The sequence below is a fragment of the Paenibacillus massiliensis 2301065 = DSM 16942 genome (assembly GCF_000377505.1).
Classification (GTDB): domain Bacteria; phylum Bacillota; class Bacilli; order Paenibacillales; family Paenibacillaceae; genus Paenibacillus; species Paenibacillus massiliensis.
The window spans coordinates 285,319-301,090 of the sequence record NZ_KB898187.1 but is presented as its reverse complement, the minus strand read 5'-3'; the positions used below and the strand labels follow the sequence as shown (position 1 = coordinate 301,090).

At 43.4% G+C, this 15,772-nt stretch carries 17 protein-coding genes and 3 pseudogenes; 12 read left to right on the top strand and 8 right to left on the bottom strand.

Features of this window, described 5'->3' with window-relative positions; genetic code table 11:
• The first annotated feature begins 157 nt into the window (after positions 1-157).
• Together D328_RS0107900 and D328_RS0107895 are read left to right on the top strand one after the other, a co-directional pair.
• Positions 158-1,111 (top strand): ketopantoate reductase family protein, encoded by a 954-nt coding sequence (locus tag D328_RS0107900; protein WP_018884441.1) that lies wholly within the window; start codon positions 158-160, stop codon positions 1,109-1,111.
• Positions 1,112-1,196: 85 nt separating this feature from the next.
• On the top strand, positions 1,197-2,075 hold the full coding sequence (locus D328_RS0107895; protein ID WP_018884440.1) for a PhzF family phenazine biosynthesis protein: 879 nt from the start codon (positions 1,197-1,199) through the stop codon (positions 2,073-2,075).
• Positions 2,076-2,186: 111 nt separating this feature from the next.
• Here the strand turns inward: D328_RS0107895 and D328_RS31495 are convergent.
• Both D328_RS31495 and D328_RS0107890 read right to left on the bottom strand, forming a co-directional pair.
• Positions 2,187-2,291, bottom strand: a pseudogene (locus D328_RS31495) (GNAT family N-acetyltransferase); the annotation flags it as partial.
• A gap of 26 nt (positions 2,292-2,317) precedes the next feature.
• The gene (locus D328_RS0107890) at positions 2,318-3,100 is read right to left on the bottom strand and encodes an SDR family NAD(P)-dependent oxidoreductase (protein ID WP_018884439.1); all 783 of its coding nucleotides are present in this window, start codon (positions 3,098-3,100) and stop codon (positions 2,318-2,320) included.
• 287 nt (positions 3,101-3,387) lie between these two features.
• On the opposite strand from D328_RS0107890, the gene D328_RS0107885 reads away from it, so the two are divergent.
• The gene (locus tag D328_RS0107885; protein WP_018884438.1) at positions 3,388-3,717 is read left to right on the top strand and encodes a hypothetical protein; all 330 of its coding nucleotides are present in this window, start codon (positions 3,388-3,390) and stop codon (positions 3,715-3,717) included.
• A 170-nt stretch (positions 3,718-3,887) separates the two neighbouring features.
• On the opposite strand, the gene D328_RS28570 is transcribed toward D328_RS0107885, so the two are convergent.
• Entirely contained in the window at positions 3,888-4,289 is a 402-nt protein-coding gene (locus tag D328_RS28570; protein ID WP_051091107.1) for a winged helix-turn-helix transcriptional regulator, read from the bottom strand.
• Between the two features lie 183 nt (positions 4,290-4,472).
• Here D328_RS28570 and D328_RS0107875 point away from each other — a divergent pair, with 183 nt between their 5' ends.
• Entirely contained in the window at positions 4,473-4,754 is a 282-nt protein-coding gene (locus D328_RS0107875) for a hypothetical protein (RefSeq protein WP_018884437.1), read from the top strand.
• A gap of 226 nt (positions 4,755-4,980) precedes the next feature.
• Here D328_RS0107875 and D328_RS0107870 read toward each other — a convergent pair whose 3' ends face one another.
• The 3 genes from D328_RS0107870 to D328_RS31880 all read right to left on the bottom strand — a co-directional run bounded on the left by D328_RS0107870 (position 4,981) and on the right by D328_RS31880 (position 6,026).
• A complete protein-coding gene (locus D328_RS0107870; protein ID WP_267879784.1) occupies positions 4,981-5,511 on the bottom strand; it encodes a TetR/AcrR family transcriptional regulator in 531 nt (176 codons plus the stop codon).
• Positions 5,512-5,546: 35 nt separating this feature from the next.
• The gene (locus D328_RS0107865) at positions 5,547-5,765 is read right to left on the bottom strand and encodes a DUF1348 family protein (protein ID WP_018884435.1); all 219 of its coding nucleotides are present in this window, start codon (positions 5,763-5,765) and stop codon (positions 5,547-5,549) included.
• A gap of 114 nt (positions 5,766-5,879) precedes the next feature.
• Complete coding sequence (locus D328_RS31880) at positions 5,880-6,026, bottom strand: helix-turn-helix domain-containing protein (protein WP_169445789.1); 147 nt, start codon at positions 6,024-6,026, stop codon at positions 5,880-5,882.
• Between the two features lie 18 nt (positions 6,027-6,044).
• On the opposite strand from D328_RS31880, the pseudogene D328_RS31875 reads away from it, so the two are divergent.
• The 5 genes and pseudogenes from D328_RS31875 to D328_RS0107845 all read left to right on the top strand — a co-directional run.
• A pseudogene (locus tag D328_RS31875) lies at positions 6,045-6,254 on the top strand (heme-binding protein); the annotation flags it as partial.
• 54 nt (positions 6,255-6,308) lie between these two features.
• Positions 6,309-6,614, top strand: coding sequence for a Dabb family protein (locus D328_RS31490; protein ID WP_026281059.1), 306 nt, complete (start codon positions 6,309-6,311; stop codon positions 6,612-6,614).
• Positions 6,615-6,737: 123 nt separating this feature from the next.
• Positions 6,738-7,619, top strand: a complete 882-nt coding sequence (locus tag D328_RS0107855; RefSeq protein WP_018884433.1) for a nucleoside hydrolase — start codon at positions 6,738-6,740, stop codon at positions 7,617-7,619.
• 314 nt (positions 7,620-7,933) lie between these two features.
• Positions 7,934-8,635 (top strand): SDR family NAD(P)-dependent oxidoreductase, encoded by a 702-nt coding sequence (locus tag D328_RS0107850; protein ID WP_018884432.1) that lies wholly within the window; start codon positions 7,934-7,936, stop codon positions 8,633-8,635.
• Positions 8,636-8,832: 197 nt separating this feature from the next.
• Positions 8,833-9,279 carry a MarR family winged helix-turn-helix transcriptional regulator gene (locus D328_RS0107845; protein ID WP_407667783.1) on the top strand — a complete coding sequence of 149 codons (447 nt, stop codon included), beginning with the start codon at positions 8,833-8,835 and terminating at the stop codon, positions 9,277-9,279.
• A gap of 148 nt (positions 9,280-9,427) precedes the next feature.
• On the opposite strand, the gene D328_RS0107840 is transcribed toward D328_RS0107845, so the two are convergent.
• Both D328_RS0107840 and D328_RS0107835 read right to left on the bottom strand, forming a co-directional pair.
• A complete protein-coding gene (locus tag D328_RS0107840) occupies positions 9,428-9,709 on the bottom strand; it encodes a GNAT family N-acetyltransferase (protein ID WP_018884430.1) in 282 nt (93 codons plus the stop codon).
• 3 nt (positions 9,710-9,712) lie between these two features.
• Positions 9,713-9,955: a (4Fe-4S)-binding protein gene (locus tag D328_RS0107835; RefSeq protein WP_026281056.1), complete on the bottom strand. Its 243-nt coding sequence runs from the start codon at positions 9,953-9,955 to the stop codon at positions 9,713-9,715.
• A 177-nt stretch (positions 9,956-10,132) separates the two neighbouring features.
• Here D328_RS0107835 and D328_RS31485 point away from each other — a divergent pair.
• The 3 genes and pseudogenes from D328_RS31485 to D328_RS0107820 all read left to right on the top strand — a co-directional run.
• Positions 10,133-10,249, top strand: a pseudogene (locus D328_RS31485) (tyrosine recombinase XerS); the annotation flags it as partial.
• Positions 10,250-11,600: 1,351 nt separating this feature from the next.
• Entirely contained in the window at positions 11,601-12,452 is an 852-nt protein-coding gene (locus tag D328_RS0107825; protein WP_018884427.1) for a hypothetical protein, read from the top strand.
• A 37-nt stretch (positions 12,453-12,489) separates the two neighbouring features.
• Complete coding sequence (locus D328_RS0107820) at positions 12,490-15,753, top strand: hypothetical protein (RefSeq protein ID WP_018884426.1); 3,264 nt, start codon at positions 12,490-12,492, stop codon at positions 15,751-15,753.
• Positions 15,754-15,772 lie beyond the last annotated feature (19 nt).

The following is a 15,772-nucleotide window of genomic DNA, read 5'->3' as shown; positions in this document are numbered from 1 at the left end:
CCCTCTTTCTTGAACACATCCAGCATCCGTTGTTCATTTCTCAACAAAAGCGAATGTTATTAGCCATTGCGCTTGCATCCATTCGAATGATACCTTGATTGTAGTACACAGATGTTAGATATTCAACAACTGTTAATTGTAGGAGGAGAGGATGTAATTGAATATACTCGTGTACGGTGCAGGTGTGCAAGGAAGCTATCTGGCGCATGTCCTCATACGGGGTGGGCATGACGTGACCGTGTTGGCAAGAAGAAAACGAGCAGAGGAACTAGAACAGTCTGGACTGGTCATCCGACATTACCTTCAGCGCAAGACAACCGTCGATCCGGTTCGTGTGATTCGAACACTGGAGCCAGGTGACGCGTATGACCTGATCTTCGTCACCATGAAATTTTCAGATTTCGAGGCTGTGCTGCCGATCCTCGCAGACAACGATAGCCGTCATATCGTACTAGTCGGCAACAATATGGATACTTATGCTATGCAGGACTATCTGAGCAAATCTGGGCGCTCTCCCAAGCAGGTCGCATTTGGATTCCAGACTACCGGGGGTACACGTGCGAACGGGCAAGCCATTTGCATACGTGCCGGCCACGGGCAGATGGTCATCGGGGGATTAAACGGGGCTATTCCCTTCGACTCCCTGCTGGAGCAGGCATTCATGCGAACCAAGTACAAGCTCAACCATCATCATCAGATCGATGCCTGGCTGAAAAATCACATGGTGTTGGTCGTGCCTATGAACATGGTCATTCTGTTCCATCGCTTCCAGATGAAACAGATTGTCCGGGACGACAAGCGAATGCGTCAGTTGGTGGCCGCGATGGGGGAGGGCTTCCGCGTACTGGTTTCATTAGGGTATCCGCTGACCCCAGTGGCGCAAGCATCTTGGATTACGCGCCATCCACGCTTAACCCGCTGGGCCATGAAGCTTTTCTTCGCGCTCCCGGTGAGCCGATTGATTGATGGGACGGCAGTAGAGCTCAAGGCACTGATTGAGGCATTTACTGAGGAGAGAGCCAAGTCGGATGTGCCTACCCCGAGCTGGGATGCGTTGGAGGCGGAGTTGCTTATCCAATTTCAACATGAAAGAAAAAAAGAATACCCATGAGTTCATATTTCTGTGGAGCATGGTATATTGATACGTGCAATAATACATGTGGTTTTATTGGATTGAAGAAGGGGAAGAGCGGAATATGAATGTGGAAGTGTATACGTTACATGCGTTTGTGAAAGGTGAGCGTGGCGGTAATCCTGCAGGCGTAGTCTTGGACGATAGCCTTTCACTGGATGCTGCTGAAATGCAGCTCATAGCGAAGGAATTGGGCTACTCCGAGACAGCCTTTGTGGAGAAATCCATGATAGCGAATTACAAAATCCGCTATTTCACCCCCGTCAACGAGGTTGATCTGTGTGGGCACGCCACGATTGCTGCATTTGGACTCATGCATTCGCTGGGCCTGGCTAAAGCAGGAGCCTCCTATACGATTGAAACCAAAGCAGGAATTTTGGAGGTGGATATTAGCTCTGAAGGTCTTGTTTACTTAGCACAGGCTTTACCACAATTTCATGAAAAGATAGCCTGTGAGGAAATCGCACCATCCTTGGGGATAGAGCCTGAGGTTCTGAGAAGCGAGTTGCCCATCCAGATTGTCTCGACGGGGCTGCGGGACATTTTAATCCCGATCCGCACCAGGAAGCTCTTGAATGAGGTTCAGCCAAATTTTGACGCCATAACCGCCATTAGCGAAAAATATGATGTGGTTGGATATCATCTGTTCACGATAGATACGCCAGACCATGCTGTGGCAGAATGTAGAAATTTTGCTCCACTTTATGATATTCCTGAGGAGAGCGCGACAGGAACATCCAACGGTGCCTTGCTCAGCTATTTGTTCCGCCATGGTCAGCGATCTATGGGGGAGGTGGAGCAGGTCACCTTCAGGCAGGGGTATTCGATGGATTGCCCTTCCGAAATCAAAGCAGGATTGCTCCTGGGCGATCGCGGTGAAATCAAACAGGTCCGGGTTGGCGGTGCAGTAGCTGGTATGGAACGAAGACATATCATGATTTAAACGGACCAGCACACCTGTTGATTGGAAAGGATGAGAACTTGCAATCATAGAACCAGATTGAAGGAATGTGGCTCAAGCAGCCTGCTGGCAGGCTGCTTATGTGTGTTACGATCAACGATGTCTAGTTAACCATACTGACTGGAGGACCGCATACTGATACTCATCTACCCAATTTCCTTTTGACATGTAATTTTGCAACAGATGTCCTTCGCGTTTAAAATATATAACTACATCATCGTTTTTTATAATACGGGGGATGTACCACCGTCTATGTTCACGGCAGTTCCTGTTACATAGGAGGCTGCTCCTGACACAAGAAAAGCAATCACTTTTGCCGCCTCGTCTGTCTGACCAATTCGCTGGAGTGGGATGCCATGACTCGGGTCGGAAGCGAACTCCTCCCAGCTTTGTTCTGGTGCTGATGCCTTCCACTTCCGCTCAATCTGATCGCTACGAATGAGACCGATACACACGGCATTAACCCGAATATTGTCCTTGGCGAGGTCCTTGCTCATGGCCTTCGTGAGGGCAAGTCCTGCGGCACGGCTGACTGATGTTGGCAAAGACGACGCAGATGGTGCCTTACCTGCCGTCGCCGTCACATTAAGGATGGAACCACCGCCTCTTTGACGCATATGAGGAACGGCCGCCTTAGAACTATGTACTGCTCCGAACAATTTCAAATCCAAATCTGAAGTCCAGCTTTCGGTGCTGACCTCTTCAAAGCGATTAGCTGCTGCGGTTCCAGCATTGTTAACCAAAATATCTAGTCCACCGAAATGTTCTACAGTCTGCTCCACCGCACGTCGTACCTCTGCTTCTATTGAAATATCTGCAGTGATGACTAGCGCATCTGCCCCTGTAGTCTCCTTAATACACTGCGCCGCGACTTGAAGAGGAGCTTCGTTGCGGGCTACAATTGCCACCATTGCGCCTTCCGCTGCTAGAATAATTGCTGTCTCTAATCCGATCCCTTTGCTGCCACCTGTAATTAGTGCTATTTTATCTTTCAATCCTAAATCCATTCATTTCTCCCCCTAAATGTCTAGACTAATTGGAATTACGATTTTCGTTAGAGGACAACCTAATTTTTACATTATAGCACAGATAGAACTATACTTATCTTCATTATCTTCCGATGGAAAGAACCATTTCTTCCGGCGTATACGCATGGATTGGATGCCCCACCACTAATTAACCATCAGATACGTCTTCACGCTCTGCTGGAAGAGGTCATATTTTGTCTGCTCCTCATTTGACTGGAAATTTACGTATCCGTTAGAATAGTCATAGCGAGTAGGTGGAATCCGAGGTGATAAGCGTGAGTATATTAAGATATAGTTATCCGACGATGTTAAAAAGAAGCAAAAGCTTGTCTTATCAACAGCAAGTTCATTCCATGACAACGGTACTAATGAATTTTTTAGTGGAGCACAAGTTAATTGTTATAGAACCTTTCCAAGAAGATGGTTCGCTCAGGGACGATTTGGTACTACGAAGCTCTGATTTAACTGATTTAGGAAATGAATTCTTCAAAGAGGTGTTCCCTAAATGGTCTGCATATATTGATCGTGGCGGAGATATTCAAAAAACAACCATTCTGTTAAAGGGATTAAACAAGCTACAGAGCAATTGCGGGTGAATTGTCGAGGGACAAGTACATATTCTCATTGAAGTCGCTATGGTAGCGGCTTTTTTTATGTTTTCGGTATAAATTCATATTCCGAGTAGACTCACGAACTTGTACCGATTTCTGCAATGGACAGGAACAGCGCGATGACAGATTAGAGGTGTACATACACAAAATTCACATTAGATTTCATCAGTAGTACTACTGATTTTAGTATTATTTATATTTTGTATTTCTCCATGCTTCTCTCCAAACTTCTCCATCATCTCTAAAATAGGTAAGAAGTCGCGTCCTTTCTCAGACAGGGAATATTCTACTCGTGGCGGAACCTCAGGAAATACTTCCCTTACAATAAAACCGTTCTCCTCTAATTCTCTTAACTGTTTGGTCAAAGATCCCTGAGAAATACTACTGAGAAATGATTTAATCTCATGGAACCGTCGTTTTTGATTCTTCAAAAACCATATAATAAGAAATTTCCAGCGTCCTGAAAGCACGTTCTGTGTGTAAGCCATCCCAAAAATCATAGGATGATGTTCCTTAAACTTCCGTGAAATCCATCCTTGCATATTCGCGTCATACATTCTGTCCTTCCTTAAACATCTATTAGTACTAAACATGCGACTATGTCCATTATTATTGCCTTCTTCTAAAACATAGAGGTCTCCATTATTATAAAAGACATTGATTGCTTCCTCATAGCGACTGTAGAAAATCCGGCTAGTGCTGCTGCAAAGAAAGCCATCATCGGAGTAAAAAGTGAAGAAATGATTGAGCTCGCGGGAGCACACGAAAGAACTATTCCAACACCAGCTGGAATAATGGCTTATCGCTTAATCCAGGAAGGGAAGGCTGAAGAGGCGATTCCTTACCATAAAAACGGGTATAAAGAGGCTCTTCTTTTGGGGAACTTAGATCATGGCACTATTAGTGTTTCTCCATCAGCAGGGGGAATCAAAGAGATTAGCTCGTGTGAACAAGTAATACAAGAAATCGCAAGCTACATGGTGACCTCTGAACATGATGCATCTGTTCTTCATAAGAATTGACGGTGTAAGGGGGTATTTGTCAGTAAAATGCAAATAGACCGTTCCACGGTAGAGGTCGGCTTGATACGTAATCCCTTGAATGGTGGCCTCTCGAAATCCTGCTCCCCCAGTTGGTGGCGGCAATGGGGGAGGGATTCGGCTTACTGGATTTATTGGGATACCTGCTGACACGAAGAACAAGCGGTAGCACAATCACTGTTGGCAGCCAGTCGTCGGCTGCTTTTGTTCAAATCTCCTCTATAAATATCGTTACTCGCTCGGTGATTCCTGCTAATGTACGTTCAAAAACGGTCGGATCATGGAGTGCTCGACTAAGTATTAATCCCCCCTGAATACTGCCAACCGTATCTTCGGAGATTTTGATAGCAGCCTCCATAGATGCTCCTATTCGAACAATTGCGGCACATAAGGCATCGACCCATCTTTTAAAATACTGCCGAATGATGGAAGCGAATCGGTCTCGTGTCTCGTCAAGAGCAAAAGCACCAACAAGACATATTCGTTGACCTGACTGAAAATAAGCATTGACCTCTCGCCACATGTTCTGGATAGCTTCACGGGGCTCGTCCCGTTCAAGCGGCTCAAATATGTGGCCTGTGAACCATTGATCAATGTGCGCGAGAATCTCAGCGGCCATTTCATCTTTCCCCCCAGGAAAGAAATGATACAGGCTTCCTTTTGAAAGACGTGTGCGGGCTGTAATTTTACTCATGGATGCACCCTCGTAACCAAGCTCGCGAAATACCTCAGCAACCATAGGAATAACATCGGCCCTTTCGAATACAGTACGAGTCATAGGCCCAGATCGGTAAGACCAGGATGATCATCCCGACGCCGACCGAGCGGCCAATGAATTTTACGTTCGTCTTCGCTAATCGGCATATCATTGATCGAAGCGAGCCTACGCTTCATCAGACTACCGGCAGCAACCTCACAATTCTCATTCCCATACGCCATCTGGATTTTATGAATTGCGGATTCGCGGGTAAATGGGGGAGTGATTGTACTCAATAAAATCTCCTCGCCTTCCGTTTCATTTGGTATAGTATAAAACGATCGGTTTAGAAGTGCAAGCTAAACTGGATATATATAATAAGCACAAGTAGGCTCCTAACCTGGTTGTGCTTATTGAATATAATCTCTTATTCCATATTTATCGCGAAATTGCTTAGGTGTAAGTTGAGTGATTAATTTGAAGTGTTTGCCGAAATGACTTTGGGAGCAAAATCCGAGGTTGGTCGCAATCTCACTATATGAATATTTAGAATACATTAATAAATTGCAGTAGATATGTCCAAAGGGAGGCAGCAAATTTTCCATGCAGCCTTAGAAGGAAAGACCCCGGATCACGCCGAATGGCTAAGAAGGAAGACAAATACGGTGTATCGCTTTCATAGCAGCACTTTAAAGCTTCATTTCAGTTTGAAAGAGCATAATAAGACGTTAACCGAGGTTTTTCAAGTAGATTCATATGATTATGTGGATGATGGAGGCGGATTTCCAATTCACGTATTGCCCATCACTACAATATTAATGACTAAAGGAGCGATATCAATGGGAAAAGAGCAAATCATCCATTCTGTTGTATTTTCACTTCAACACGAGAAGGGCTCAGCTGAAGAAGCACAGTTCCTGCATGATGGTAAAACCATGTTAAGTAGCATACCTACGGTGAACAATTTCCAGGTGTTTCGTGAAATCAGTCCCAAGAATCATTTTGATTTTGGATTTTCTATGGTATTTAACAGTAAAGAAGATTATGAAATGTATAACGTACATCCTATGCACATTGAATTTGTATCCGAGCGGTGGGAGAAGGAAGTTACACAGTTTATGGAAATTGACTATGGAGTCCTTTAATCGTAAGACACCCATGGTCTAGGGCCAGTTACATGTTCCCACGGAAAGTCGCTATTTAGCGGCTTTTTGCTTTCAATGCTATGGGACAGATCGGGCTAATTGCTAATACAGGAGGATCCATACATGAAGAAAATACTGCTTGATACCGATATTGGCGGCGATATTGACGATGCCCTTTGTCTGGCCTATTTATTAAAAGAGCCGCAGTGTAACTTAGTTGGCATTACAACGGTGTGTGGAGAACCGGAGAAGCGGGCGGCCATTGCCAGTGCCATCTGTAAAACCGTTAAAAGGGATATTCCGATTGTTGCGGGGTTGGATACAACGTTGCAGCCTGTTCCTGTATATCCGACCCCGGACGGTGCGACAGCATTGCCAAACTGGGAACATGATGTCTATGAAAAATCGGATGCGCCTGCATTTATGTATGAGTTGATCAGGGCTAATCCACATGAGATTGTGTTACTCGGTATTGGAAACATGACCAATATTGCAACGCTGTTTAACACATATCCGGACGCCCCGTACCTGTTAAATGGACTCTATATGATGAATGGATATTTTGGTCAAGAGGAGTTGCCGGAAGCCTACTACAATTGGAACTCATGGGCTGACCCGCTCGCATCCCACATTGTTTTTGCTTCCAAAGTAGCGATCAACCGGGCCATTACGCTTGAAATCACAGACAAATTAACCATAGAGGCAGCCAAGGCGGGAGAGCTATTACTTGCGAATTCCGATTTGATGAAAGCCGTATTTAGTTTTGGCAATTCGTGGCTTGAAAGTTCGAATAAGTTGACATTACATGACCCATTGGCGGCGGTTTGTATTTTTCATCCTGATGTTTGTCAATTTGAAAAAGGTTTTGTTCGCGTTGAAACCCGTGAGGAAGCCTTTATGGGAGGCACTTCATTTCAACCGGCTCAACATGGAAACGTGGAAATTTCACGAGAAGTAGATAAGGAACGTTTCTATCAAATCTTGTCATCCACATTAAACAGTTAAAACCGTGACGGCGGCTGGGCTGGGGTGAGGATAAAAAAATGGATTACTAGAAAAGAGCCTTCTCAAGGAATTATGATAGACTCTATAGGTAAAATAATATTTAAAGCAATCATCTAAATAAGGAGGCAGCCGATCTACATGATTGGTTGCCTTTATTCATGTACTGACCAGCTTACTTACTTTATAAAAAAAGCTTGCCATAAAAGATGATTTATCATAAACTGTTGATTAATCAACGTTGATATATCAACGTTATTGAAGAAAACTTACGGAGCAGTGAATTTAAGATTGCCCGTAGCAAAGGAGAAACATAGATGACAAAGACAGCATTAGTAACGGGTGCGAATAAAGGGATTGGATATGAGATCGCAAAAAAGTTGTTAGAAGCAGGATATCGTGTTTTAGTTGGGGCACGTGATCAGGAGCGAGGAGATACGGCAGTAGCTTCACTTCGAGCTTTTGGTGATGCACATTTGCTATTGTTAGACGTAGCTGATTTACACAGTATTGAGAATGCAGTAGCAACGATTACGCAGAATTACACAGATTTATCGCTACTGGTGAACAATGCCGGTATTCCAGGCGATATGCATAAGGTTGGATGGGAATTTACTGTAGAGGAACTTCAAGCCACTCATGAAGTTAACTTCATCGGTCCTTTTGCACTCTCAAAAGGCTTGCTCCCGCTACTGATTGCCAATAAGGGCATTATTCAAAATATCAGTATACCTATTGAGCCGTTACCATACTTCAATGCATTTGCCTATACAACATCCAAAGCTCCTTTGAATATCATGACCAAGTCTTGGGGAATGAGTTTTGAGAAGGAGAATATTCCTGTGGAGATTTTCACAGTGATGCCTGGAGCAGTTACAACAGATTTGAACGGAAATATGACAGGAGATTTTGTAAAGACACCTGCTCAAGCAGCGGAATTAATCGTTAATTTTGTTTTGGATGATGAGAACCACAATGGACAAGTGATTAACTATGACGGTACGCTGTCCGTGTACTAAGTAATATTTTTGGAAGCCCTCTTTCTACTTGAGAGAGGGCTTTTAGGCTTGGAATGAGAAGGAAGGTCGCCCCAGCGAAATAAAAACATGTTTTTGCAGTGGTGTAGGACAGCGTACTTGTAAAAAAAGAAAATAAATTGTATATTGTCTAATACATTGCAAGTAGATTGCAGTCCAATATTAATACGAAAGATGTGATGGTTTTGAGCAAAGATTGGTCACAGGAGTCGAAGTTGTTATACGAAATGTACCGTGTAAACAACGCCATAAATACTACATTTGATGCATACATCAGCATCAGCCAATCTCGCTTTGAAATACTCGCATTAATATATCAAGAGATTGAAATAAGTCAAGGTGACTTACAAAAGAAAGTGACGCTTGATAAGGCAGCTGTCGCCAGACATCTCAAACAGCTCGAGGACAATAAGATCGTATCGCGAAGAAAAAAAGATGGAGATAATCGTATCATTTTAGTCCAATTAACGGATGAAGGAAGAAAATTGATTGAATCCTCACAAAAGGAAAAAGAGTATTTTGCCAAGGAGCTATTAACTGAAATTAATGATGCGGAGCTAACTGTGCTTAGAAAAATATTAGCGCAATTAAACAAAAATGTTGAACAACTGAAGGAAAAAGTTTGATAGATCGTATACAGTAACTTTCTTATTGAATATAACTAGAGCCAGGGTCGCTATTTTTGAGCAGAAACTTAAAAAGAGCCAGAAGGGGACGATGAAGTCTCGTACTCTCAGGCTCTTTTTTCTTATTACTACCCTAATTAGATTGTTGTTATTTATTGAGAACATCCGCGTATTCGGGAATACGATCGAAACGTCCCTTGGCGAACGGGCATAAGGGTAAAATCTTAATACCGTTTTCCCGTGCGTATTCCACCATGGCTTTGAGAAGCTTATCACCAAGTCCTTGTCCCCGGTAAGCATTTTCGACCAATGTGTGATCAATAATGTAAAGCTCCGGACTTGAGATTACATAGGTCATCACCGCAGCAATGTCGCCGTTATCTTGAATAAGAAATCGTTTGTTAGCCGTTTCATGTTCTACGCTATGCATGCTTCATTCCTCTTTCCTTGTTGAATATTCATCGTCCAGGCGTCTATACGTCAGCGCTCCACTTGGACATGTGTCAATGTGCTGGGCAATGGCCTCTGACGTATCGCCATCGGGATTAACCCAAGGACGCTTGCTCAAATCGAAAACACCAGGAAGACCCTTTACGCAAATACCGGAATGAATGCATACCTCAGAATTAAACATCACTTCGATCTCTTTACCGTAGTATACTTTCTGTTTACTCATAATTCCTTCACAACTTTCACATTTGAGTTTGTTTAAAGAGACCCAGATCCATGAATTAGACATCGTATTAGCATTCGTCTCAAGGATGATCTGCCTTGGCTCTCGATGTCCGAATTATAAAGAGGAATCGCTAATAAGTCAACGCGACGAATCTCCCAAGTTTTGTCCGAGCTCCGTAATGATGTCCCAAAATTAAAAAATCAATTAGGGCATTCTTCAATACAAACTACAATGATTTATACGCACTTAACAGATGATCAAATGAGGAACGCTGTAAACAACATGGATAAATAATGTGGAGAGCGTGACATAAAGTTGCCTACCAGGCTAGAAAAATGATGAAGAAATACAGATCAAGTTCCAAATTTGCTTGTTAATTAAAGAAATCAGGGAAATATTTCGATCAAGTAGGGAACTTTGTGTCATTTTAGTAGGGAACTTTATGTCAATGTACAAAAGTGTAGATTGACACAAAACTCCCCTTCTGAGAATCCTTATTCTATAAGGGTTCTTTTTAATTATAGTGGTAAAATGGTGTCATTGTTTAGTGACACCATTTTACCACTATAATTGGATATTGACACGAGAATATCCCTGTGAATGGAGAATAATTTCTTGCATCTATATGAAGTAATGTCCTCTTGTAATTTAATCCTCAATTGATACTAAAATTAATCCAGCATTCGATAAAAACAGTGTTTTTTCGTCAAAGGAAAACATTGGTTTGTGACGAAATCCTATAAATGAAAGTTAAAAAGTATTGGGGTGTATTCGGGTGTATTCGCCTATTAAGGAAATAAACAATGAAATGGGTCGGAACAGATTTTTCGCTTTTAGCCGAAGATTAAAAAGAGAAATTAGACTCTACAGCCCACTACAATATGACAACTGGGTAATGGTTGAAACGGATCTTAGCGTAGAATATTACTGCGAGAGGCCAAAAAAAATCGTTGTATCAGTTGCCGGTGAGATTATCGAAACTGTATTTGATATGTGGATTAAAACTGGGAAGGAAGAAATATTCATTTTTTTAAGAAACGCTTGTGAGATTAATATCAATGATCAAAAATGTAGATTGACACAAAAGTACCCTTTTAAGAAATCCTTATTTTATAAGGGTTCTTTTTGTTTATGAGGGGAGAATTGTGTCATTTTTTTACGACACAATTCTCCCCTTTTACCTGGAGATTGACACAAATGTCCCCTTGTATTCGGCGGTTTGGCGTTAGTCCATACCGTAGGCGGGATTTTATGGCTAGATCAAGCTGGTTTTACGCGAGTATCGTGTTAGCTTCTGAAGAGACCGAAGGAGCTATGAATAGGTCGGAGTCAATTTGATAAAAACTACAATCTTTTTATAGTGTTAGTCATAATTAACAGAATACTAACGAGCAGGAAATACAACCTCAAGATAAAACTTATGATTCTCCGAGCTTTCTCATTCAAATATTTGTTAATTATCAAATATATGCAGCGAGACAAAAAGGTTCCGATGAATGAATCCGATGAATCGGGCCAATTGAAAAACGTTTCTTAGTCCCTGTTAGATTATTAGAAACTATTAGCTTGTACACGTACCAAATGGGCTCTTTTAGCATATAAATAAGATCGAAACAATGCGTAAAGTGCGAAAGAGAGGTCCCCTATGAATAAAGAACTTACGAATCCAAGACAAATTCCTCCGTGTAAAGATCCTCTAATCTGCCACACCGTAATAGGTAAAGGCGATCATGAAATAGAGGCTATCGTATATCTGTATTCTTTGGGAGGTTACGAGATCGATTTAATCAAAGTTCAGTTTCGCAAGAAATCCTCGTTTATGATTGTGCAGGGAACGTCCGAAACCCGCGTTTTGTTGGATCAAGATAAATTGGAACAGGACGCATGTTTCGTTTCCGGATTACGGGATTGCCCTCAGACTTTCCGGGTGCGTATCAGTTATGTTCCTGATGTGGGGAAGACCAACGGCAAAGTGTTTGTACAGGGGATTTTGACCGACCATTTCGGGAGATCTCCTCAATCGTTGACATATTTAATCGCAGAATGGATAGGATTTACACCTGATTGTCCAAATACAGCAGGTATTCCAAAAAATATAGGACGCACGCATGAATGCGGGCCGCTCAAAATTTCAGTCGATATTCATCAAAACGTGCCGGGAGGTTTTTTAAATGTTGCCGAAGTCTTCTTCTCGGATTTGTCCACTAATACTTGGATGGTGAGGGACTACAAGCAAGGTTCCAGAAATGAAGATCCTTTGATCCTGTACAATCAAAATATTGAAGAAAATGATGTCCTTCTGTGCCCGGTAAACGGAATCCACTCCAAAAGCACGGTCCAGCAAGTCTGGATAAAAAGTATTGACTTGTTTATCCCTCAATTTCATGTTTGCGGCAAACTATGCATAGACGGAATGTTTATGATTAATAATATCTGGCATAACATCCAGCCACGGATATTAGCAAGCTGGACTCATGAAGGCAATGAATGCCCATAGAACAACAAGAAGTTTACACATACAGGGGTGACATTCCATGAAATCCGCTCTACATTACTTGCCCACGGATCAGACTTACAGCTTCTATGCTGCCGCAGAAATGGATACGGTAGGATGGCGGGGATTCCGGCCAAGAGGAACACTTCAATCGAATTCCTTGTCTTTAGGCGACGCCTGGAATAACAAGGGCATCTTCGTGTTTGCTGTTTCGAAGCCGGATTATGCTGATCTGAACGAGGCTATAAAGCTGTTGGGAGATCAACATGACCAAACCTGGCTGATATGGCTCAACCCCGATGGCTCCATACAAAGACCTATTGTAAGATTAAAACCCAATAGGCCGTCGGATTATCTATCGGCTAAGGATTATGATGTATCTTTAGGAGAGAGCATATCATTTATCATCGACCGCAACACAGCGGTGAAATTTAATTCGGATAAAGAACAACTCGAGTTTGTATTTAACAGGGAATCGAAAAATATTAGATTTATGGAAGAACTAGACGAGCAACCGCTTATCCAAAGTGCTGCTGTACTGTTACCCTTTGGCGGCAAAGATGGAGGAACGTTCCGGTTTACCGTCGAAATTGCGTCGGAAGAATTGAATAGCAAGTTTAACTTAGGTTTGAAATACTTTTATCTCAAAAAGGATCAACCAACCCCAACCGTCCCCGAGCAGTTCTATCCCGTATTTGAGCCGACGCCGGGATTGAAATTATTATTCCGCGTATCCTTGGATCCGACCGACCCGTATAACCGTGAATTTGCTCGGACTCCGCATGCCGGCCTTCGCTCATACATGGCATTTGATCGTACGAAAGATTCAATAATCCCCCTGTTACCCAGTCACTTCCGCACCTCTTTCGGGCATAAGATCATGCTTCTTCCGCAACTTGAGTTTGACAATCAATCCATATCCGAGGAGCCTCGCCCCTTGGCAGACAGCGCCTTACTGGTATTTTCCCACGATTACAAACAAACAGCCTATACAATTCCGCAAGGGCATTTCTCCTTATCCATTGAAAAGTCCGTTCAATCAACAAATCTGCTCTGCGGCACCACAGGAACCGAGTCCGTAATTTTCAATCCCGCTTTCGGTGCTTATGCGGGCGATCGTATGTTGTTTGTGCCTGGCTGCGCTGCCTATTGGCCTGCCGATCCGGCACATTCCGGGGAGTTGTTGTCGGTTCCCGAATTAGAGAACTCCGCTTCTACCGCCTGGATATCGATTAGGCCAAGCGAGAACAGGCTGCCGGAATCGCCGCCGATCGTTTATTCCTCACAGCCAGAAGAAGAGCCCCATCATCGGCCTCTAACGGATGGAGTGAGCAGGTTTCATGAGCCCAAACTATTTGATTGGATGAAAGAGGTCCATAGTGTGCCTCTAGTCCCATTTCAAGGAATCCGGAGGGAAAATGCCCCGGATATGGAGGCGGCATTGTCCTTTGAGCGGTTGGCCATCGCTCCTAACCGAAAACGGCTCATGGACCGTTTTTCCGAGTCCGCAAGCGCCACGCGTACGGCGAATTCATCTTCGGAAAACGGCTGGTCCGCAACTCCGCAAGGGTTGCTCGTCAGCGAATCGGCGGGCTCATGGGATACTCTTGTGCTTGGCCAGAATGACAGGAATCCCGATTCGTCAAAACTTGGACCGGAGAGGGAAAGAGTTGAATTCATGGGGCTATCGAATACTTTTCGCAACACTATGCTGTCCAGCCGCCTCTTTCTTGTGATGTCCATAAACAGCAAGACGCACTGGAATCAGTTTAATAATAAAATCTCTATTTCGGATTGGCCGTTTCAAATAAATATTCCGGAATCTCTTCCGGGAGATCCCGAGAACCGCGATAACCGTAACATTGTAATTATGAAATATGCCCCTGGAAAGCTGGCCGAATGGCTGAAGAAACCCGCCCTCTGGGGAAATCCGGAACAATTTAACAAACAACATCTGGACAAGCTTTCCGATGCGCTGATAAGTTATTGCCGAGTGGACGAAGAAGAGGATCGACTGCCGCCGGAGCTTATTCCCTTTCACCGCCTATGCCATAAACCGGATTGGACAGGCATATTGGCATTGAATGTGGATATTAGAAAAGAAGATATGCCGAATGAGCTTATTGGATTGCTTGGCGGCATCAATCCGCAGAAACCGTTCAAGGCTCATCACATCGGCCTGAATGGCGGCAGGGTCGAATGGAAAGATGACGGATTAAGCATGGACAAGCTAAGTTCTTGGTTTGGGTATATCCACTATCAAGATGATGCCAATGTTTGGGGGAGCCAACCGTTGGGATTTCAGGTAACCGAACTAAAAGCACGTTTTGAAAACTCCAATATCGAAACCTTCGAGTCAAAAATGCAGCTTCTCATTCGGAAGTTATATGAAACCGAGATGTTTATCGGGGATCCAACCCAAGAACCGGTTGTGACATTAACCGGCTCTATCGAAAGGCACGAAGGAGTCCCTTCCTATGTTTTTCAAACAGACAGTGCAACTATTGCCAAAATGAAAGGTACTCACCCGATTTTAGAAGCTATAAAGATGATCAAGGTCAGCTTTCAAACTACGGATGCCACAGATAAAAAGAATATTAAATCGCGATTCTCGATCTGGGGCTGGAAGTCCTTTATCGAAAAATTAATCGGTCCCATTCACGCCATGGACATATTGGGATATGGGAAGGGCGATAACGGTTTATTGTTCAATAATTTGGGAATCACCATGGAATTTAATGTAAGTGATCCTTTTACTCCACCGACCTTTGACTTTGATCCGTTTCAGATCGAACTCGATCCTGACAAAAGCGCTCAGCGCATTAATAGCCTGGGTGATCATTTCCCGCTACGCCTGCGCAAGTTAATGGTTGCAAAAAACATAGATGAATGGAAGCAAGCTGGGTATATGGAAATAAAACTAGACGGTGTAGGCAGTTCTCATCATCATGAGAACTGGTACGGGCTTGAATATGCCATCGATTTGGGAACCTTGGGAAAGTTGGTACCGGAAGGGGCATTAGTCGGCAGCTTCCTTATTGGATGGAATGCACATGAAGAAGTCTATTGCGGGATAAAGATCCCCGGAGTAGATCCCAGCCGCGGGATGATAGCATTGCAGGAAATGCTGAATTTGGTCATGCCGAATGCCTTCAAATTGTCGGTGAGTGAAAATAATACTTACCGTATGGTGACTGAAGCTTCCGTAAATTTGTTCGGAAGAAACTACAGTTTCAATTTTGGATTCTATGAAGATCCTCAAAATAAGAAGCGACTTGGTTGGTACGCAACGACAAATATTTAAGCAGAGAGGAGTGCAAGGC

Bases quoted from the DNA above. Each gene is read 5' to 3' on its own strand.
- D328_RS0107895 (WP_018884440.1), top strand. From the start codon at position 1,197: ATGAATGTGGAAGTGTATACGTTACATGCGTTTGTGAAAGGTGAGCGT.
- D328_RS0107890 (WP_018884439.1), bottom strand. From the start codon at position 3,100: ATGGATTTAGGATTGAAAGATAAAATAGCACTAATTACAGGTGGCAGC.
- D328_RS28570 (WP_051091107.1), bottom strand. From the start codon at position 4,289: ATGTATGACGCGAATATGCAAGGATGGATTTCACGGAAGTTTAAGGAA.
- D328_RS0107875 (WP_018884437.1), top strand. From the start codon at position 4,473: ATGATTGAGCTCGCGGGAGCACACGAAAGAACTATTCCAACACCAGCT.
- D328_RS0107870 (WP_267879784.1), bottom strand. From the start codon at position 5,511: ATGGTTGCTGAGGTATTTCGCGAGCTTGGTTACGAGGGTGCATCCATG.
- D328_RS31880 (WP_169445789.1), bottom strand. From the start codon at position 6,026: ATGTATTCTAAATATTCATATAGTGAGATTGCGACCAACCTCGGATTT.
- D328_RS31490 (WP_026281059.1), top strand. From the start codon at position 6,309: ATGGGAAAAGAGCAAATCATCCATTCTGTTGTATTTTCACTTCAACAC.
- D328_RS0107855 (WP_018884433.1), top strand. From the start codon at position 6,738: ATGAAGAAAATACTGCTTGATACCGATATTGGCGGCGATATTGACGAT.
- D328_RS0107850 (WP_018884432.1), top strand. From the start codon at position 7,934: ATGACAAAGACAGCATTAGTAACGGGTGCGAATAAAGGGATTGGATAT.
- D328_RS0107845 (WP_407667783.1), top strand. From the start codon at position 8,833: ATGGTTTTGAGCAAAGATTGGTCACAGGAGTCGAAGTTGTTATACGAA.
- D328_RS0107840 (WP_018884430.1), bottom strand. From the start codon at position 9,709: ATGCATAGCGTAGAACATGAAACGGCTAACAAACGATTTCTTATTCAA.
- D328_RS0107835 (WP_026281056.1), bottom strand. From the start codon at position 9,955: ATGAGTAAACAGAAAGTATACTACGGTAAAGAGATCGAAGTGATGTTT.
- D328_RS0107825 (WP_018884427.1), top strand. From the start codon at position 11,601: ATGAATAAAGAACTTACGAATCCAAGACAAATTCCTCCGTGTAAAGAT.
- D328_RS0107820 (WP_018884426.1), top strand. From the start codon at position 12,490: ATGAAATCCGCTCTACATTACTTGCCCACGGATCAGACTTACAGCTTC.